The organism is Methyloceanibacter sp., from assembly GCF_050726195.1.
In the GTDB taxonomy this organism is placed as follows: Bacteria; Pseudomonadota; Alphaproteobacteria; order Rhizobiales; family Methyloligellaceae; genus Methyloceanibacter.
Genome location: NZ_JBOHJC010000012.1, coordinates 78,784 through 96,429, shown reverse-complemented (window position 1 = coordinate 96,429; position 17,646 = coordinate 78,784). Strand labels below are relative to the sequence as shown.

The following is a 17,646-nucleotide window of genomic DNA, read 5'->3' as shown; positions in this document are numbered from 1 at the left end:
CAGGGCACGGCCGCCCGGGGGGAAGCCGGGCTTTTGACTCGCGCCTGTGGCCTATGCGCCACAGCAGTAGCCCGGGTGAAGCGCAGCAGGCAGCTCGTAGGATGGGTTAACCCCCGGCCTTGGGCCGGGGGAAACCCATCATTTGAAATGCCTGCGGTGGGTTTCGCTGCGCTCAACCCACCCTACGGTTTCTTCCCCTCCATGAGCCGGGGCATGATCTCGACGAACGAGCAGGGGCGGTGGCGGTTGTCGAGCTGGGCCTTGAGGATGCCGTTCCACGCGTCCTCGCAGGCGCCGGTGAACCATCACTGTTTTCTTGCCACCAGGAACGGCCGCGCATCCTTGCCGCGCGAGGCATGGCGGGCGCGCTCGACGATCTCGAACCCCGCCGCCGCGATCTCGCGCTCCAAGTCGTCGCCGGAAAAGAACGCCACATAGGGCGCCTTGCCGAACATTTGCATCACGGGCACGGCCACGCGCAGGAACGGGTTCATCTCCTTGATGCACGGCGTCTTGGTTACGAACAACCCGCCAGGCTTCAACACCCGGTGGATGCGCCTCAACGACTCTTCGCGCGCGGCCACGAGATGCAGAACGTTGAAGCTCAAAGCGACATCGAACGTGCCGTCCGGCCACGGCGCCGCGTCGAGCGCTGCGACCTCGAAGGTGACATTGGTCCGGCCTTCGGCTTCGGCCTTTTCGCGTGCGATCGCGATCATTTCGCTGGATATGTCGGTGGCCACGATACGCCCGACGGAGGGCGCGAGCTTGAGCGCCGTCGTCCCCGTGCCGCATCCGAACTCGACCACCGTGTCGCCGCTCTTGAGATAATCGCGCGTGCGCTCCAGCGAGCGCTCGTAGCCCGCCAGGTCGGCGATCGGGCTCGCTTCATATTTACGCGCGGCGCGGTCCCAGAAACGGGCATCGTTGGCAATTCGGAACATGACAATCTCCTCCGCGCGCAAATTCTCCGTTTGACGATTCGGCGGTCTGGTTGAGGTCCGGACGAGATCCATCGAGGACGGTCCACGCGTACGTGACGCTTATATCGTCGTCGTCCGCTGACGTCTGTTTAGTGCCATGACCGGACATTTGTCGGACACAAATTCCGTACACCCTCTTGGCTGACCGACAACAAACAAGCGGGATTATGCCTAGATGACGGAACGTTGGCCTGGCATTCCCTACGAATCCTGGAAAGACTCGTGCGCAACGCTCCACCTTTGGCTGCAAATCGTGGGCAAATATCGGCTCGCCCGGACCCCATGGGTCAACCATTCGTGGCATGCGACGTTCTACGCAACTCCACGGGGACTAACCACATCACCGATTCCCGTGGACGATCGAAGCGCTCAGTTTGATTTCGATTTCGTAGACCATCAGTTGATCGGCACGCTCGACAACGGCGCCATTGAAGTATTGCCATTGCTGCCGATGACGGTGGCCGACTTCTACGCGCGCTTCCTCACGCTGACGGACAAGCTTGGAGTACGAACAAAAATCCACAATTCTCCAAACGAAGTTGCCGACCCCGTCCCCTTCGAACAGGACACGATTCATGGCTCGTATGACGCCGAGGCTGTGAATCGATTTTCGCGCGCGCTCGTGCAAATCGATCGCGTCTTGAAGGACTTTCGCACCAGCTTCCTGGGCAAGGTCAGCCCAGTCCATTTGTTTTGGGGCAGCTTCGATCTCGCCGTGACCCGATTCTCCGGCCGCCCCGCGCCGCTGCACCCCGGAGGCATTCCAGCTTTACCCGACGCTGTAACCCGAGAGGCTTATTCGCATGAGGTCAGCTCGGCTGGTTTTTGGCCGGGCGGTGGTCCGGTCGACTACCCTGCGTTCTATTCTTACGCCTACCCCGCGCCGGATGGCTTCTCGACGGAGAGAGTCTCACCTAGCGAAGCGTTCTTCGATGAAAAGGCGGGGGAATTCATTCTGCCTTATGACGCAATAAGAAATGCTTCCGACCCCGAAGCCGTGCTTCTGGGGTTCCTTGAATCGACCTACGACGCCGAAGCCAGACTCGCCAATTGGGATCGAGAGTCGTTGGACTGTCCACGTGGCCGAATTGCTGTGCCGCGACCAATCTAGTAAGTAGCTACGCCTTCTTCTTGCCCTCCATGAGCCGCGGCATGATCTCGACGAACGAGCAGGGGCGGTGGCGGTTGTCGAGCTGGGCTTTCAGAATGCCTTCCCACGCGTCCTTGCATGCCCCTGGCGAGCCCGGCAGGCAGAAGATGTAGGTGCCGTGTGCGAGCCCGCCGCAGGCGCGGGATTGCACCGTCGAGGTGCCGACGGTCTGATAGCTCAGCATGTGGAACAGCGCGGAGAAGCCCTCGATCTCCTTCTCGAACAAGGGGCGCAGCGCCTCTGGCGTCACGTCGCGGCCGGTGAAGCCGGTACCGCCAGTGGTGATCACGACGTCGATTTGAGGATCCTTGATCCACTTCTTCACTTGCTTGCGGATCGCCTTCTCGTCGTCCGTGGCGACGGCATGCTCGGCGACCTCGTGCCCCGCCGCTTGGATCATGCCGGCGAGGAGCGGGCCCGACTTGTCGGTCTTCTTGGTGCGCGTGTCCGACACCGTGAGCACGGCGATGCGCAACGGGATGAACGGACGGCTCTCGTCGATGCGGGCGGTCATTTCGTCAGATCCTCAAGCCGTTCCTTCAGCATGAGCAGGTCGCGCCAGGCGAGACGCTTGTGCTCCGGGTTGCGCAGGAGATAGGCCGGATGCAGCGTCGCGAGCGCGGGGATGTCGCGGCCGCCGCCCTGGTAGATCTTCCACTTGCCGCGCAAGCGCATGATGCCCTCGCTCGTGCCGAGAATCGATTTCGCCGCCGCGCCGCCGAGCAGCACCATGACCTCCGGCGCCAGCAATTCGATCTGCCGCGCGAGGAACGGCGCGCACGCCTCGATCTCTTGTGCCGTCGGCGTGCGGTTGCCGGGCGGGCGCCAATAGATCGTATTGGTGATGTAGACGTGCTCCTCATTGAGGCCGATCGCTGCGAGCATGCGGTCGAGCAATTGTCCGGCGCGGCCGACGAACGGCTTGCCTTGCAAATCCTCGTCGCGGCCAGGGGCTTCCCCGATCAGCATGATGCGCGCGCTCTCGCTGCCGCGCGCGAAGCACAGGCTCTTCGCCGTGCGTTTGAGAGCGCAGCCCTCGAACTGCGCGAGCAGCGCCTCGAGCTCGGCCAGGCTCGCGGCCGCCTCGATGGACGCAGGGACGGCGGTAGAGTCCGCGCGCGTTGCCGGAGATTTCGCGGGATTGGCGCGGGTTATGGCGGGAGTTGCCGGGGATTGCACGCGCATCTTCGACGGGGCGAAGCGGTCGACCGGCTCATCCCCGATCGCCTCGTCCGCGCCCATGGCCTCGTACCAGGCGATGAGACTCAACGCCGCTTCTCGTTGGCTTCCAGTCATTTGCGATGCCCGTGTTGATCCTCTATTTGTCATCGGCCGGCCCCGTTGGGCAAATGATCGTGCGCCGGCGCGAAAAAAAGGAATGAGATGAGTGACTTAGCCGAACGCGAGACCATGGAGTTCGACGTCGTGATCGTCGGCGCCGGGCCTGCCGGGCTCGCCGCCGCCATCCGGCTGAAGCAGCTCGCCTCCGCGAAGGACAAGGAAGTCTCCGTCGTCGTCCTGGAGAAGGGCTCCGAGGTCGGCGCCCATATTCTGTCGGGCGCGGTGATCGACCCTGTCGCCCTCGACCAGCTCATCCCCGATTGGCGCGACCAGGACGCCCCGCTGAACACAGAAGTCACCGAGGACCGCTTCTACTACGTCACCGAGACGGGCGGCGTCCGCCTCCCCAACATCTTCATGCCGCCGCTCATGAGCAATCACGGCTGCTACACCGGCAGCCTCGGCAGCCTGTGCAAATGGCTCGCCGAGCAGGCCGAGGCTCTCGGCGTCGAGGTCTATCCCGGCATCTCCGTCACCGAGGCCATCGTCGGCGCGAACGGCGCAATCGAAGGCGTCATCACCGGCGACCTCGGCGTCGCCCGTGACGGCAGCCACAAAGACAACTACACGCCCGGCATGGCGCTGCTCGGCAAGTACACCTTCCTTGCTGAAGGCGCGCGCGGCTCGCTCTCCAAGCAGCTCATCGCGAAGTTCGCCCTCGACAAGGACAGCGGGCCGCAGAAATTCGGCATCGGCCTGAAAGAACTGTGGGAGATCCCCGCGGAGAAGCACAAGCCTGGCCTGGTTCAGCACACCATGGGCTGGCCGCTCGACGACAAGACCGGCGGCGGCTCGTTTCTCTATCATTTCGGCGACAATCTGGTCTCGGTCGGCTTTGTCGTCCACCTCGACTACGCCAACCCCTATCTCGACCCCTTCAAGGAGTTTCAGCGCTCCAAGCTGCACCCGCGCATCCGCGAGCATCTTGAGGGCGGCAAGCGCATCGCCTATGGCGCTCGCGCCCTGACCGAAGGCGGCTGGCAGGCGATCCCCGAGCTCGCCTTTCCCGGCGGCGCGCTGATCGGCTGCGCCGCCGGGTTCATGAACGTGCCGCGCATCAAGGGCTCGCACAACGCCATGCTGTCCGGAATGATGGCGGCGGAGGCGGCCTTCGCGGCGATCGAAGCGGGGCGTGCCCACGACACCTTGGAGGCCTACCCGCAAGCCGTCGCGGCGAGCTCCATGGCCAAGGAGCTGAAGAAGGTCCGCAACGTGAAGCCGCTATGGTCGCGCTTCGGCACGCGGCTCGGGGTCATGCTCGGCGGCATCGACATGTGGCTCAACACCGTCTTCCCCTTTCTCGGCCACACCTTGAAGCATCGCAAGCCCGACTATGCGACTTTGGAGAAGGCGAGCGCGGTAAAGCCCATCGACTATCCGAAGCCCGACAACGCGCTCACCTTCGACATCCTCTCCTCGGTGTTCCTCTCCAACACCAACCACGACGAGGACGAGCCGGTGCATCTCAAGCTCGCCGACCCCTCGATCCCCATCGCCGAGAACCTCCCCGAATATGCCGAGCCCGCCCAGCGCTACTGCCCGGCGGCGGTCTATGAGGTGGTGGAGGAGGCGGGCGGTCCGCGCTTCCAAATCAACGCCCAGAACTGCGTCCACTGCAAAACCTGCGATGTGAAGGACCCGGCCCAGAACATCAATTGGGTCCCGCCCGAGGGGGGCGACGGCCCAAACTATGCTAATATGTGAGGTAAAGGGCCGAACCGGCGGAATCGGGCCATAAACGCGCCGCGATTAGCCGTCAAAAAACCTTTGCTGTTTGCACGGTGGTGAAAACCACTTAACCTTGAACGGGGATAATACCAACCAGAACCCTTGGGGCGGCGGATAGCCGAGCCGATGACATGATGAACCGTGATAGCGGGGCTCTGCGCAAATGGGCGCGGAGGTCACTTCTCCTTGTTGCGATCCTTGCGGCACCTGCGGCCTATTCGGAGGTGTTACCGGCGGACACTACCGAGACCGACTCCGGCACGCTGGGCAGCTACCTTTCGGGCCGCGTGGCACGGGGCAGCCACGATACGCTCGCGGCGGCCGATTTCTACTCCAAGGCGCTCGCCGGCGACCCCAAGAACGAGATCATCCTCGAGCAGGCCTTTCTCCTGGAAACGGCCTCGGCCCGATGGGATCGCGCCATCGAACTGGCCGAGGACCTGGTCAAGGTCGAGCCCGCCCATCGCATCGCCCAGTTCCTGCTCGGCCTCGAAGCCTTCAAGCGGGGCAACTATGAGCAGGCCGACGAGCATTTCTCCGCGGCGCGCCAGGGGCCCATCGCCGACCTGACCTCGACCCTCGCCCGCGCCTGGGTGCAGGAGGCCGACGGCAAGCACAATGAGGCGTTCGCCACGCTCGACAGCCTTAGCAACGCGGACTGGGCTCAGTACTATCAGCGCTATCACCGCGCTCTCATCGCCGATGTCGCCGGCCGCCACCAGCTGGCGCGCCAGGCCTACGCGCAGGCCTTCAAGCGAAATCCGACGACGCTCCGCGTGGTCGACGCCTATGCCCGGCATGCGGTCAACGCCAACGACCGCAAGCTCGCCACCGATACGATCGAGCAGCACATCGCCAAGGCGGCGCTTCATCCGCTGTCCGAAGCTCTGCTCGAGGAGATCAGGAGCGGCAAGACCCCCTCACTGATCGTCGCCGACCCCACCGACGGCCTCGCCGAAGTGTTCTACGGCATCGGCGACGCGCTCGCCGGCGAGGGCGGCCTCGACATGGGCATCATCTTTCTTCAGTTCGCCATCTACCTGAAGCCGGACTTTCCGCTCGCCTACGTCGCGCTTGCCGAGGCCTATGAGGGCGCCAAGAAATACGAAGCCGAGATGGAGGCCTTCGACCGGATCCCAACGGATTCGCCGCTGTGGATCAACGTCCAGATTCAAAAGGCGTTCGCGCTAAATGCCTTGGAGCGGATCGACGACGCCAAGGGGGCGCTCGAGAAGCTCATCGCGCAAGACCCCAAGGACAAGCGTCCCCTCGATGCGCTCGGCAACATCCTGCGCTCGCACGAACGCTATGAAGAGGCGCGCGTATACTATTCCCAGGCCATCGACCTCGTAGAGAAGCCAGCCAAGGACGATTGGGCGCTCTATTACTCGCGCGGCGTCTGCAACGAGCGCTTGAAGGATTGGGCGGCGGCCGAGGCGGATTTCAAGCAGGCGCTCGAGCTTCAGCCGGACGAGTCGCTGATCCTCAACTATCTCGGCTATTCGTGGGTCGACCAGGGCACCAACCTGAAGCAGGCCATGGAATACATCCGCAAGGCGGTGAAGCTGAAGCCCGATGACGGCTACTATGTCGACAGCCTGGGTTGGGCGTACTACCGGCTCGGCAATATGCCGGCCGCGGTCGAGCACCTGGAGCGCGCCGTCGAACTTAGGCCCGACGACCCGATCATCAACGACCATCTCGGCGACGCCTATTGGCGCGTCGGGCGGAAGCTCGAAGCGAAATATCAATGGGAACAGGCCCTGTCGCTGAAGCCGGAGAACGAGCAGATCGTGACGCTGCAGAAGAAGATCGCGTCAGGTCTGACCGGTACGGCCGAGACCAAGGCGGCGGAGGACCGCACCACCCACGCGGACCAGAAAACGTCGCGATAGGCGAACCCGGCTCACGTCATAGTCGCGGCGTGAACGGCGCGAGCCGCGCATGACCGCGTTCCGCGACATCGCCTGGGCCAAGGTCAACCTCACACTCGAAGTGTTGGGACGCCGCGCCGACGGCTACCACGAGCTCTTGAGCCTCGTCGCCTTCGCCGGCGTCGGCGACACTGTCGAACTCGAGCCGCAAGACGCTCTCGATCTTCGCGTCGAAGGGCCGTTCGCCGCTTCGCTCGCGGGGCCCAACCTCATCCTGACTTGTGCGGAAGCCGCCAAGTTTGCGATCCCCGGCCTCAAGCTCGGGCGCTTCCGCCTGGTCAAGACGCTGCCGGTCGCTGCCGGGCTCGGCGGCGGTTCCGCGGATGCCGCCGCAGTCTTACGCCTCATTGCCAAGGCCAATCCCGGCAAGGTCACCGAAGCGGATTTGGCCGCGCTGGCGCCACGCCTCGGCTCCGACGTCGCCGTCTGTCTCAGAAGCGCGCCGGCGCTCATCACCGGGCGCGGCGAGGCGGTGAGTCTCGTGCGGGGCTTCCCGTCTTGCGGCGTTCTGCTCGCAAATCCCGGCGTGCCGCTCGCCACCGCGAACGTTTACGCCGCGCTCGGCGCACCGCCGCTCGCGGCTCCGCCACGTGCCCCCGCTCCGCCCGACTTCGCCGGCGACTTCGCCAAGCTCATCGACTATGTGCGTTCGCGCGGCAACGATCTGGAGCCCGCCGCAACGCGGCTCGTCCCGCAAATTGCTGAGGTGCTTGCCGCGCTCGGCGCGCTGGACGGCGCTGAGGTGGCGCGGCTCTCAGGCAGCGGCCCGACTTGTTTTGCTTTGTTCAGCACGCCTCTAGAGGCGCATCGCGCGGCCGGCGCGCTTGCGCAGGCCGAGCCTGACTGGTGGATCGCCGCGAGCAGTCTCGGCAGTCCGAACAAGTAGCCCGGATGGACCAAGTAGCCCGGGTGAAGCGAAGCGTAACCCGGGAGCGATTGATAGGCTGCCCTGGATTTCGCTTCGCTCCATCCAGGCTACTGATTAGGCGCCCAGGTCCTTGGCCGTGATGGCGAAGATTTCGTCCGCCGCGCCGACCGCGATGAAATGACCGCCTCCGGTGATAGAACGCTACGAGCTAGAACGGGCGCTCGATCGAGAACTCGATGGCCTCGAGCAGCGCCGCCTTGACGTCGCTCTCGGGGAAGATGGCGAGCGCGTCGCGGGCGATGGCGCCATAGTGGCGCGCCCGCTCCATGGTATCGATCAGCGCGTTGTGCCGCGCGATCAAGTCCACGGCCTTGGCGAGATCGTCCTCGCCCACATCGCCCTCTTTCAAGGTCCGCTCCCAAAACGCGCGCTCCGACGCGTTGCCGCGCCGGTAGCACAGCACCACTGGAAGCGTGATCTTGCCCTCGCGGAAGTCGTCACCGACGCTCTTGCCGAGCTTGGACGGCTCGCCGGAATAGTCGAGCGCATCGTCGACGAGTTGGAAGGCAAGGCCGAGATTGCGTCCATAGGAGCGCAAGGCCGCGGCCTCCGACTTCGGCCGCTCGGCGATCACCGCGCCGACTTCCGCCGCAGCCGCGAACAACGCCGCCGTCTTGGCGTCGATCACCGCGAGATAGTCGTCCTCGGTGGTCTCGGTGTTCTTGGCGGTGATGAGTTGCATCACCTCGCCCTCGGCGATGACCGCCGCCGCGTCCGACAGGATGCGCAGCGCGCCGAGCGAGCCCACGTCGACCATCATCTTGAAGGCCTGCCCGAGCAAAAAGTCGCCGACCAGCACGCTCGCCTCGTTGCCCCACAGCAGCCGCGCCGCGGTCTTGCCCCGCCGCAGGCTGCTTTCGTCCACCACGTCGTCGTGGAGGAGCGTCGCCGTATGCATGAACTCTACGCTTGCCGCGAGCCGCACATGGGCATCGCCGTGATAGCCGCACAGTTTCGCCGCGGCGATGGTCAGCATCGGGCGCAAGCGTTTGCCGCCGGAATCGATCAGGTGCCGGGCAAGCTCGGGAATGAGATCGACATTGGACCTCGCCCGGTCGAGGATGATGCGGTTGACATGGGCCATATCCTCCTCGACAAGCGCCACCAGCGGCGCGAGGCTCGCTTGTGGATCCCGCGGACCAGGCAGTTTGACGACAACTCCCAAGGATCGGCCTCCTTCAATGCCGGAAGGGCTTCTCGCCGCGCTATTGTCGGCCCTCTGCCGCGAAGGTCAAGGCGGGACGGGCGGGCAGGCCATTGGGCAAAGGCATGGCGAGGCATGAAGGAACTGTTGCGCTCAAACGACCCGGTGCTGCTGTCCTATGTCGGCGCGCTATTGGACGAGGCCGGAATCGCCTTCACGGTGCTCGATACGAATATGAGCGTGATGGAAGGTTCCATCGGCATTCTGCCGCGGCGCGTGCTCGTCCCGGACGACCGCATCGACCAGGCGCGAAAGCTGCTCACCGAGGCCGGCGTTGGCCATGATATCACCCGCGACGAGCAAGCCTGACCGGCCGAAAGGCGGCACCACCACCGACGACTTCCTCGGCGGCCGCATCGCCATTGAGCAGCCCAAAGCGGGCCACCGCGCCGGCAGCGACGCGGTGTTTCTTGCCGCCGCCGTGGAGGCTCGGGTGGGGGAGTCGGTGCTTGATGCCGGCGCCGGCGTTGGCGTCGCCGGGCTTTGCCTTTTGGCGCGGCTGCCGCGCCTTGCGGTAACCGCGGTCGAGATCGACCCGCGCTTGTGCGCGCTTGCCGCGAGCAACGCTGCGCGGAACGGCCTAGCCGATCGGTTCACGGTCATCGTGGCTGACGTCGCCGCCAGGGCTGCGGTGTTGCGGGCCGCGGGCCTCGTCCCCGCAGCCTATGACCACGTCATCGCCAATCCGCCGTTTCATACCGAGGGCGAGGTCCGGGCAGCACCCGAGCCGTCGCGGGCCATGGCGCATGTCATGGGGCAGGGCGGGCTCGCCGCTTGGGTACGGTTCCTCGCCGCCATGGCCGCGCCAAAGGGCACCATGACCATGATCCACCGCCCCGAATGTCTCGGCGCGCTGCTCGGCCTGCTCGAGGGCCGGTTCGGCGACGTCGCTGTGTTCCCGCTGTTCCCCAAGGCGGACGCGTCGGCCACGCGCATCATCGTCCGGGGGCGCAAGGGCAGCCGCGCCGCCCCGCGCCTCCTGCCGGGGCTCGTGCTGCATGGCCCCGGCGGTGACTATACGGCTGAGGCAGAGGCGGTGCTGCGTGGCGGCGAAGCGCTCTGGCTCGCAAGCGACAAAAGGAAGGGCCGCCGCCTCGGGGGGTAAGGCGGCAGCCCTCTGTCAGCCCGAGCGTGAGGAGAGCTCTCGGGCTAGCAAGGCCCGCTAGGTGCAGACCTTGACGTCACGCCACACCCACGCGTAGTAGGGTCGGCCCCAGCGGTCCCTCGCCAAGACGCGCACTTTGCGCGGCGCGTAGTAGCAATTGGCCGGGTAGTAGTTGAACCAGAACGGTGAGTAGAACCTGTGGAACTTGCCGTGATGGCCGTGGCCGCCGCCATGACCGCCGCCATGGCCGCCATGACCGCCGCCGTGACCGCCATGACCGCCGCCGTGACCGCCATGACCGCCGCCGTGACCGCCATGACCGCCGCCGTGTCCGCCGCCATGTCCACCACCGTGTCCGCCGCCATGACCGCCGCCATCGCCGTGGCCTTTGCCGGCTTCCGCGGTCATGGTGCCGAGCGCCAAGAAGGACGCGGCAGCAACGGCGAGAAGTGAAGCTTTGTGCATTTCGTTTCGCCTCCAAACGAGGGCGCATCAGGCGCCCGCTCCATGTCGCGAGGGCTTCCTCGGGTCTTGGGAGGAGGTTCTAGCGGGGGCGGGCTGAACCCAAGCTGAGGCGGCCGTTCATCCCCCGTTCACCAAGCTGATGGCCCGCATAAAGCGAAAGGGCCACTCCCGTCGCCGGGAATGGCCCTCTAAAATTCGCCTAGGTGGCGCGCGTGCCTAATACCAGCCGCGCCAGTAGCGTCCGCGCCAATAGGGATAATAGGCGTAAGGATAGGCGCCGCAGTCGTAGTAGCCGCACCCACCGTAGTAGGAACGCCGCGGTGCATAATAGCCCCAGCGCGGCCCGACATAGACTGACACGCCGGGTCCATATCCCCGCCATGCCTTGCGGCGCCAGCCGGCGTCGGCGGATTGCGGGGCGAGCGTCACGAGCGTGAACGCAAGCGCTCCCACCGCCGCCGCCATGATCGCAAACTTCTTCATGTCACTTCCTCCACAAGACGCGGCGCCGACCACAGGGCACGCCGCAAGAGGCGGGCTGCTCCCGCCTTCGGGCACGAACTATAGCAAGCAATTCCAACGCGCCGATGTCCCGCCGCGTGTCTGCGTTAAGCAAAGGCTTCGGCGCTGCCCAGGTCTGGCCTTTATTGGCACAGATGTATTTGCGCTGTTAATTCCGCACGCGCTACGGTGACAAGCATGAGCAGCACGACGGGCGAGGGTAGCCTCGTCGAAGTCATGAAATCCTATCTTCCGGCCTCGTGGACGGCGTCGGGGCCGATCGTCCCGGTGCTCCGGTTCACCGGCCCGATCGGCATGACCATGCCCCTCCGGCCGGGCCTCACCCTTGCCACCGTGGCCGGCGCCATCGAGAAAGCCTTCGCCATGCGCGGCGCCAAGGCCGTCGCCATACAGATCAATTCGCCGGGCGGCTCGGCCGTGCAGTCGACCTTGATCTATAAGCGCATCAGGGCGCTCGCCGATGAAAAGGGCCTCAAGGTCTATGTGTTTGCCGAGGACGTCGCCGCATCGGGCGGCTACATGCTCGCGCTGGCCGGCGACGAGATCTACGCCGACGAAAGCTCGATCGTCGGCTCCATCGGCGTCATCACCGCCACGTTCGGCTTCACCGGGCTGATCGAGAAGATCGGCGTCCAGCGCCGCGTCTACACCGCCGGCCACAACAAGGATACGCTCGACCCGTTCCTTCCGGAGAAGCCGTCCGACGTGGAACGCATCAAGGCGATCCAGCAGGACGTGCATCACGCCTTTATCGGCCTCGTCAAGGCGCGGCGCGGCGCCAAGCTCAAGAAGCCGGACAAGGAGATCTTCACCGGCGAGTTCTGGTCGGGCAAGGCCGCGCTCGAGCTTGGCCTTGTCGACGGCCTCTCCGACCTCAGGTCCAAGATGCGCGAGGTCTACGGCGACGACGTGCGCTTCAAGCTCGTGCAGCCGTCCACGTCTTGGTTTCGCCGCAAGCGGAGCGTGTTCTCGGAAGGTGGGCTCGACTTCGGCTTCGCGCCGGGCGGGCTTACGGCCGACGTCATTTCCGCGATCGAGGCGCGGGCGCTCTGGTCGCGCTTCGGGTTCTAGCCATGCCGCAGCTTCTTCTCATCATTGCCGCAGGGGCCGGCCTTATCCTGGCCGGGCGTTGGCTTCGCCAAGAGCAGCGCCGCATCGCCGCGGAGCTTCGCGCCGCCAAGGAGGCCATGGAGCGTCAGGAGTTGGATCAGGCCGTGCCGCTCGAGCAGGACCCGGCCACCGGCGTCTACCGCCCGAAGCGGGTGCGCTGAGTCGCGCCAAATCGGAATCACAGATCGGCAAACTCCATCTCTCCCCGTGGGGGAGAGGTCGCAGCGAGGCCGCTTCTTGCGGCGTCGCTGCGGGTGAGGGGGGACCGAACATACAAAATCTCAATGACTTGCGCCCCCTCACCCTTCCCGCCATGCGACTTGCAGGCGCTGCGCGCGCAAGGTCGCGGCGGGAAGCCCTCTCCCCAATGGGGAGAGGGAGTTGCGGGCGCGGCGGGAAACTGCTTTAGCGTCCGCTGCCGAGGCCATTCATGAATCACCCGCAAAGCCGCTCAGCAAAGCAGCCTAAATTGAAGGGGGCTCAGGCGCCCTCTTTCCAGGACCTGATCCTCAATCTCGAGCGCTTCTGGGCCGATCAGGGCTGCGTCATCCTCCAGCCCTACGACATGGAGATGGGGGCGGGGACGTTTCATCCCGCCACCACCTTGCGGTCGCTGGGGCCAAAGCCCTGGCGTGCGGCCTATGTCCAGCCCTCGCGCCGGCCCAAGGACGGCCGCTACGGCGAGAACCCCAACCGCCTCCAGCACTATTACCAGTTCCAGGTGATCCTGAAGCCGTCGCCGCCCGACATCCAGGAGCTTTACCTGGAGAGCCTCTACGCCATCGGCATCGACCCCAGGAACCACGACATCCGCTTCGTCGAGGACGACTGGGAGAGCCCGACCTTGGGCGCCTGGGGACTCGGTTGGGAGGTGTGGTGCGACGGCATGGAGGTGTCGCAGTTCACCTACTTCCAGCAGGTCGGCGGCTTCGACTGCGATCCAGTGTCCGGCGAGCTGACTTATGGGCTGGAGCGCCTCGCTATGTATGTGCAGGGCGTCGACAACGTTTTCGATCTCAATTTCAACGGCGGCACTGGGAAGGACAAGGTCACGTATGGCGATGTGTTCCTGCAAAGCGAGCAGGAATACTCCCGCTACAATTTCGAGGCGGCCGACACGGCGAAGCTGCTGGAGCATTTCCGCGACGCCGAGGCCGAGTGCAAGGCGCTCCTCGCCAAGGGCGCGAACGGCGAACGCCGTATGCTGGTGCTGCCTGCCTACGACCAGGCCATCAAGGCCTCGCACATCTTCAATCTGCTCGATGCGCGCGGCGTGATCTCGGTGACCGAGCGCCAGGCCTATATCCTGCGCGTGCGCGATCTCGCCAAGGCGTGCTGCGCCGCATGGCTCAAGACCGAAGCGGGCGGCGCCACCAATGGCTGAACTCCTGCTCGAACTGTTCTCCGAGGAGATCCCCGCGCGCATGCAAGGCCGCGCGCGCGCCGACCTCGCGCGCCTTCTCGGCGACAGGCTGAAAGTCGCGGGCCTCGAGTTCAGCGAGATCAGGACCTTCGCCACGCCGCGGCGGCTCGTGGGCGTGGTCGACGGCCTGCCCAAGCGCTCGCCCGACGTGAACGAGGAACGCAAGGGCCCACGGGTTGACGCAGGGGAGGGCGCCATCACTGGCTTCCTCAGATCGGCTGGCTTGAGGTCGATCGATCAGGCGGAACTGCGCGAGGACAAGAAGGGCAGCTTTTACGTCGCCATGCTGGAGAAGCCAGGCCGCGCCACCTCTGACGTCGTGGCCGAGATCGTGCCGGAGATCGTGCGCAATTTTCCCTGGCCAAAGTCGATGCGCTGGGGAAGCGGCAAGCTCCGCTGGGTGCGGCCGCTCCATTCGATCCTCTGCCTGTTCGACGGCAAGGTGTTGGACTTCGAGATCGACGGCATCAGAAGCGGCAAGGACACCTACGGCCACCGCTTCATGGCGCCGAAACCCTTCGCCGTGAAGAGCTTTGCCGACTACGTGGCGAAGCTGAAGGACGCCTTCGTCATCCTCGACGGCGACGAGCGGGCGGCGCTGATCCTGAAGGGTGCGCGCAAGCTCGCCGAGAAAGAAGGCCTCACCCTGGTTGAGGACGAGGCGCTGCTTGCCGAGAACGCGGGGCTGACCGAATGGCCCGTGGTGCTCATGGGCTCGTTCGACGAAGATTTCCTGAGCGTGCCGCCCGAGGTGCTCGCCACCGCCATGAAGGCGCACCAGAAATGCTTCTCGCTTCGTAAGGGCGACGCGCTGGCCAACCGCTTCGTCGTCGTCGCCAACCTGAAGGCTGAGGACGGCGGCAAGAAGATCACCGCCGGCAACGAGCGGGTGATCCGCGCGCGACTCGCCGACGCCAAGTTCTTCTTCGACCAGGACCGTAAGGTGAAGTTCGACGAAGGCTTCGTGCCGAAGCTGAAGGAGATCACTTTCCACGAGAAGCTTGGCAAGCAATATGACCGAGTGCAGCGCCTCTGGCATCTGGCGCGGGAGCTTGCGCCGCTGGTCGGCGCCGATCCGGATCTCGCCGAGCGCGCCGCCATCCTCGCCAAGGCCGATCTCGTGAGCGAGATGGTCGGCGAGTTCCCCGAGCTGCAAGGCGTCATGGGCCGTTACTACGCGCTCGATGAGGAGGAGAACCCGTCGGTGGCCAACGCCATTGCCGCCCACTACAAGCCGCTCGGCCCCACCGACGCGGTGCCGCGGGAGCCTGTCGCCATGGCCGTGGCGCTTGCCGACAAGCTCGACACCTTGGTCGGCTTCTGGGCCATCGACGAGAAGCCGACCGGCTCCAAGGACCCTTACGCTTTGCGCCGCGCCGCGCTCGGCGTCATCCGCATTGTGCTGGAGAACGGGGTGCGGCTGAGTTTGCTACACCGCGTGCTCGCACATCTCAGATCCAATTGGCCAAAATCCGATGCTCAGGTCGTGGCCACGAGCCTCCTGGTTTTCTTCGGCGACCGGTTGAAAGTCTATCTCCGCGAACAGGGCGCACGGCATGATCTGGTCGATGCTGTATTCACCCTCGGCGGTGACGATCTTTTGATGATCGTGCGCCGTGTCGAGGCGTTAGGACGCTTCCTCGACACGGAGGACGGCGAGCATCTGCTCACCGGTATCAAGCGCGCTATCAACATCCTCCGCATTGAAGAAAAGAACGACAGCAGCAAATACGATCGGGCACCTGACCCCGCGCTTCTCCAGCAGCCTGAAGAGAAGGCGCTCGCAAGAGCGGTGGACGAGATGGAAAAGGCGGCCGCCAAGGCGATCGCCAACGAGGATTTCGAGAAGGCGATGACCGCCATGGCGAGGCTCCGCACCCCCGTCGATGCCTTCTTCGACCACGTTACTGTCAACACCGACGATCCGAAGTTCCGCGAGAACCGCTTGCGCCTCCTGAACCGTATCCGCGCCACCACCATGACCGTCGCCGACTTCTCCAAGATCGCGGGGTAATTGTCATTCCCGCAAAAGCGGGAATCCAGTAACGACTGGCATCGCGATCTAACCCGGACGGTGGTTACTGGATTGCCCGGCCCTACGCCCGCCGAAGGCTTGTCGCAGAGTCATTCAAACGGCAGGCTTCGGGCCGCAGGCGGGTCAAGCCGGGCAATGACAAAGGGAAGAAATAGCCATGTCACCGCATATCAGCCTCATCACCCTTGGCGTCGCCGACATTGCCAATTCGACCGCCTTCTATGAGCGGCTCGGCTTCGTCAAGTCGAGCGCGAGCCAGGAGAGCGTGACGTTCTTCAAGGCGGGCGCCGTCGTGCTCGCGCTGTGGAGCCGTGAGGCGCAAATCGAAGATGCGCAAGCCGGCGCGTTGTGGACCGGCAGCGGCGGGATGTGTGTGGCGCAGAATGTTGCGGGTGAAGCCGAAGTGGATGCGATGATGGCGCGCGCGGAAGCCGCCGGCGCGAGCATCCTGAAACCTGCCACCAAGACCTTCTGGGGCGGCTATAACGGCTACTTCGCCGATCCCGACGGCCATCTTTGGGAGATTGCGTTCAATCCCTTCTGGCCGCTCGACAAGGATGGCCGCGTCGAGTTGCCGGCATGAGAGAGCATGCCGCCAATCAGGAGGGTTCAGTGGTGCGATCCGCTAGATTGGAGCGTAAAAGCTTCATGCGATTTCTCGCCGGCGCTGTCGGGCTCGTTCTTCTGGCCTGCGGCCTTGCGGTATGGCCTCGGCCGGCCGTTGCCGAAGCCGAGCTGCCGGCCGCGCTCTATCCCGTGGGCATGACGCAAGTGGAATATGTCGACCCGGCAGACGGCAGGCGTCTGGACTACATGCTGATCTACCCGGCCGCTCCGGAGCCCGGTGCCACGCCCGTCAAACTCTTCATGGCCACCGATCTGCACCTCTATCCGGACGCGCCCTTCGCGGCCGACGGGCTGAAGCACCCACTTGTCATTTTTTCGCACGGGGCCGGCGGCAACGGCGCCGGCTACGCCTGGTTCGGCGAGTACCTGGCGGCGCGCGGCTATGTCGTCGCCATGGTGTATCACTACCGAGCCAATACCTATGATTCGAGCGCGCTCTATGTGCGCAATCGGCTGTGGCAGCGGCCGCGCGACATCAGCTTGGACATCACCCACCTGCTCGAGGACAAGGTCTGGGGGCCGCGCATCGATCCCAACCAGATCGGCGTCGCTGGTCATTCGCAAGGCGGCTTCACCTCGCTGTGGATCGGCGGCGCCGAGGTCAATCCTGACATCTATGAGGCGTTTCAGCGCAAGTGGAAGGAGAACATTGTTCTGCCGGAATATCTGCGCGAGGAGATGCGCATCGACGCAGGCCCCACGCGCGGCCTGCGCGACGATCGGATCAAGGCGGCTTTTGCCATGGCGCCCGGCGACATTCAGGGCTTTGGCATGGACGAGGAGGGGCTTCGGAAGATGGCGATCCCGGCCTATCTCATTGTCGGCGCGGCCGACACCGCAACGCCGCCCGAGGAGAACGCCGCCTTCGCCGCGAAATATATCCCGCATGCCAAGCTGGACATCCTGCCGGGCGACGTCGGACACGAGATCTTCGGCAATGAGTGCGACGAGCTAGGCAGGGACAACTATCCGGACGCCTGCGTCGATCCTCCTGGCGTCGATCGGGCCAAGCTGCACGAGCACATCGGCAATGCCGCATTGAGGTTCTTCGATGCGAACCTGAACGTGCAGCGGCAAAAATCAGACTGAGG

At 64.8% G+C, this 17,646-nt stretch carries 18 protein-coding genes and 1 pseudogene; 12 read left to right on the top strand and 7 right to left on the bottom strand.

The window, feature by feature from the left end; translation table 11 throughout:
* Positions 1–182: 182 nt before the first annotated feature.
* Positions 183–296 (bottom strand): annotated as a pseudogene (locus ACRECX_RS10180) (molybdenum cofactor biosynthesis protein B); the annotation flags it as partial.
* Positions 297–305: 9 nt separating this feature from the next.
* Complete coding sequence (locus ACRECX_RS10175) at positions 306–944, bottom strand: class I SAM-dependent methyltransferase (protein ID WP_431558723.1); 639 nt, start codon at positions 942–944, stop codon at positions 306–308.
* Positions 945–1,158: 214 nt separating this feature from the next.
* On the opposite strand from ACRECX_RS10175, the gene ACRECX_RS10170 reads away from it, so the two are divergent.
* Positions 1,159–2,094: a DUF5996 family protein gene (locus tag ACRECX_RS10170; protein ID WP_431558722.1), complete on the top strand. Its 936-nt coding sequence runs from the start codon at positions 1,159–1,161 to the stop codon at positions 2,092–2,094.
* Positions 2,095–2,101: 7 nt separating this feature from the next.
* Here the strand turns inward: ACRECX_RS10170 and moaB are convergent, their stop codons facing one another.
* Together moaB and ACRECX_RS10160 are read right to left on the bottom strand one after the other, a co-directional pair.
* Positions 2,102–2,647 carry a molybdenum cofactor biosynthesis protein B gene (gene moaB / locus ACRECX_RS10165; protein ID WP_431558721.1) on the bottom strand — a complete coding sequence of 182 codons (546 nt, stop codon included), beginning with the start codon at positions 2,645–2,647 and terminating at the stop codon, positions 2,102–2,104.
* On the bottom strand, positions 2,644–3,402 hold the full coding sequence (locus tag ACRECX_RS10160) for a uracil-DNA glycosylase (RefSeq protein WP_431558720.1): 759 nt from the start codon (positions 3,400–3,402) through the stop codon (positions 2,644–2,646). The genes moaB and ACRECX_RS10160 overlap by 4 nt, the downstream gene beginning before the upstream one ends.
* A 114-nt stretch (positions 3,403–3,516) precedes the next feature.
* Between ACRECX_RS10160 and ACRECX_RS10155 the strand changes: the two genes are divergently transcribed.
* The 3 genes from ACRECX_RS10155 to ACRECX_RS10145 all read left to right on the top strand — a co-directional run bounded on the left by ACRECX_RS10155 (position 3,517) and on the right by ACRECX_RS10145 (position 8,022).
* Positions 3,517–5,178: an electron transfer flavoprotein-ubiquinone oxidoreductase gene (locus tag ACRECX_RS10155; protein WP_431558719.1), complete on the top strand. Its 1,662-nt coding sequence runs from the start codon at positions 3,517–3,519 to the stop codon at positions 5,176–5,178.
* Between the two features lie 155 nt (positions 5,179–5,333).
* The gene (locus tag ACRECX_RS10150; RefSeq protein ID WP_431558718.1) at positions 5,334–7,097 is read left to right on the top strand and encodes a tetratricopeptide repeat protein; all 1,764 of its coding nucleotides are present in this window, start codon (positions 5,334–5,336) and stop codon (positions 7,095–7,097) included.
* 49 nt (positions 7,098–7,146) lie between these two features.
* Positions 7,147–8,022 (top strand): 4-(cytidine 5'-diphospho)-2-C-methyl-D-erythritol kinase, encoded by an 876-nt coding sequence (locus tag ACRECX_RS10145; RefSeq protein ID WP_431558717.1) that lies wholly within the window; start codon positions 7,147–7,149, stop codon positions 8,020–8,022.
* A 190-nt stretch (positions 8,023–8,212) separates the two neighbouring features.
* Here ACRECX_RS10145 and ACRECX_RS10140 read toward each other — a convergent pair whose 3' ends face one another.
* A complete protein-coding gene (locus ACRECX_RS10140) occupies positions 8,213–9,229 on the bottom strand; it encodes a polyprenyl synthetase family protein (protein ID WP_431558716.1) in 1,017 nt (338 codons plus the stop codon).
* Between the two features lie 114 nt (positions 9,230–9,343).
* On the opposite strand from ACRECX_RS10140, the gene ACRECX_RS10135 reads away from it, so the two are divergent.
* Both ACRECX_RS10135 and ACRECX_RS10130 read left to right on the top strand, forming a co-directional pair.
* Entirely contained in the window at positions 9,344–9,577 is a 234-nt protein-coding gene (locus ACRECX_RS10135) for a DUF2007 domain-containing protein (RefSeq protein ID WP_431558715.1), read from the top strand.
* Complete coding sequence (locus tag ACRECX_RS10130; RefSeq protein ID WP_431558714.1) at positions 9,549–10,373, top strand: tRNA1(Val) (adenine(37)-N6)-methyltransferase; 825 nt, start codon at positions 9,549–9,551, stop codon at positions 10,371–10,373. Before ACRECX_RS10135 ends, ACRECX_RS10130 begins: the two co-directional genes overlap by 29 nt.
* A gap of 57 nt (positions 10,374–10,430) precedes the next feature.
* Here the strand turns inward: ACRECX_RS10130 and ACRECX_RS10125 are convergent, their stop codons facing one another.
* Both ACRECX_RS10125 and ACRECX_RS10120 read right to left on the bottom strand, forming a co-directional pair.
* Positions 10,431–10,838 carry a hypothetical protein gene (locus tag ACRECX_RS10125; RefSeq protein ID WP_431558713.1) on the bottom strand — a complete coding sequence of 136 codons (408 nt, stop codon included), beginning with the start codon at positions 10,836–10,838 and terminating at the stop codon, positions 10,431–10,433.
* A gap of 216 nt (positions 10,839–11,054) precedes the next feature.
* Entirely contained in the window at positions 11,055–11,321 is a 267-nt protein-coding gene (locus ACRECX_RS10120) for a hypothetical protein (RefSeq protein ID WP_431558712.1), read from the bottom strand.
* Positions 11,322–11,537: 216 nt separating this feature from the next.
* On the opposite strand from ACRECX_RS10120, the gene ACRECX_RS10115 reads away from it, so the two are divergent.
* The 6 genes from ACRECX_RS10115 (at position 11,538) to ACRECX_RS10090 (ending at position 17,644) form a co-directional block, all read left to right on the top strand.
* Positions 11,538–12,431, top strand: coding sequence for a S49 family peptidase (locus tag ACRECX_RS10115; RefSeq protein WP_431558711.1), 894 nt, complete (start codon positions 11,538–11,540; stop codon positions 12,429–12,431).
* 2 nt (positions 12,432–12,433) lie between these two features.
* Positions 12,434–12,631 (top strand): hypothetical protein, encoded by a 198-nt coding sequence (locus tag ACRECX_RS10110; RefSeq protein WP_431558710.1) that lies wholly within the window; start codon positions 12,434–12,436, stop codon positions 12,629–12,631.
* Positions 12,632–12,939: 308 nt separating this feature from the next.
* Positions 12,940–13,854: a glycine--tRNA ligase subunit alpha gene (locus ACRECX_RS10105; RefSeq protein WP_431558709.1), complete on the top strand. Its 915-nt coding sequence runs from the start codon at positions 12,940–12,942 to the stop codon at positions 13,852–13,854.
* Positions 13,847–15,907, top strand: a complete 2,061-nt coding sequence (glyS, locus tag ACRECX_RS10100; RefSeq protein ID WP_431558708.1) for a glycine--tRNA ligase subunit beta — start codon at positions 13,847–13,849, stop codon at positions 15,905–15,907. Before ACRECX_RS10105 ends, glyS begins: the two co-directional genes overlap by 8 nt.
* Positions 15,908–16,085: 178 nt before the next feature.
* Positions 16,086–16,511, top strand: a complete 426-nt coding sequence (locus ACRECX_RS10095; RefSeq protein WP_431558707.1) for a VOC family protein — start codon at positions 16,086–16,088, stop codon at positions 16,509–16,511.
* 65 nt (positions 16,512–16,576) lie between these two features.
* Positions 16,577–17,644, top strand: coding sequence for an alpha/beta hydrolase family protein (locus ACRECX_RS10090; RefSeq protein ID WP_431558706.1), 1,068 nt, complete (start codon positions 16,577–16,579; stop codon positions 17,642–17,644).
* Positions 17,645–17,646: the final 2 nt, after the last annotated feature.

Excerpts from the sequence above, each read along its gene's own strand:
- ACRECX_RS10175 (WP_431558723.1), bottom strand. The coding sequence starts at position 944 with ATGTTCCGAATTGCCAACGATGCCCGTTTCTGGGACCGCGCCGCGCGT.
- ACRECX_RS10170 (WP_431558722.1), top strand. The coding sequence starts at position 1,159 with ATGACGGAACGTTGGCCTGGCATTCCCTACGAATCCTGGAAAGACTCG.
- moaB (WP_431558721.1), bottom strand. The coding sequence starts at position 2,647 with ATGACCGCCCGCATCGACGAGAGCCGTCCGTTCATCCCGTTGCGCATC.
- ACRECX_RS10155 (WP_431558719.1), top strand. The coding sequence starts at position 3,517 with ATGAGTGACTTAGCCGAACGCGAGACCATGGAGTTCGACGTCGTGATC.
- ACRECX_RS10150 (WP_431558718.1), top strand. The coding sequence starts at position 5,334 with ATGATGAACCGTGATAGCGGGGCTCTGCGCAAATGGGCGCGGAGGTCA.
- ACRECX_RS10145 (WP_431558717.1), top strand. The coding sequence starts at position 7,147 with ATGACCGCGTTCCGCGACATCGCCTGGGCCAAGGTCAACCTCACACTC.
- ACRECX_RS10135 (WP_431558715.1), top strand. The coding sequence starts at position 9,344 with ATGAAGGAACTGTTGCGCTCAAACGACCCGGTGCTGCTGTCCTATGTC.
- ACRECX_RS10130 (WP_431558714.1), top strand. The coding sequence starts at position 9,549 with ATGATATCACCCGCGACGAGCAAGCCTGACCGGCCGAAAGGCGGCACC.
- ACRECX_RS10125 (WP_431558713.1), bottom strand. The coding sequence starts at position 10,838 with ATGCACAAAGCTTCACTTCTCGCCGTTGCTGCCGCGTCCTTCTTGGCG.
- ACRECX_RS10120 (WP_431558712.1), bottom strand. The coding sequence starts at position 11,321 with ATGAAGAAGTTTGCGATCATGGCGGCGGCGGTGGGAGCGCTTGCGTTC.
- ACRECX_RS10115 (WP_431558711.1), top strand. The coding sequence starts at position 11,538 with ATGAGCAGCACGACGGGCGAGGGTAGCCTCGTCGAAGTCATGAAATCC.
- ACRECX_RS10110 (WP_431558710.1), top strand. The coding sequence starts at position 12,434 with ATGCCGCAGCTTCTTCTCATCATTGCCGCAGGGGCCGGCCTTATCCTG.
- glyS (WP_431558708.1), top strand. The coding sequence starts at position 13,847 with ATGGCTGAACTCCTGCTCGAACTGTTCTCCGAGGAGATCCCCGCGCGC.
- ACRECX_RS10095 (WP_431558707.1), top strand. The coding sequence starts at position 16,086 with ATGTCACCGCATATCAGCCTCATCACCCTTGGCGTCGCCGACATTGCC.
- ACRECX_RS10090 (WP_431558706.1), top strand. The coding sequence starts at position 16,577 with ATGCGATTTCTCGCCGGCGCTGTCGGGCTCGTTCTTCTGGCCTGCGGC.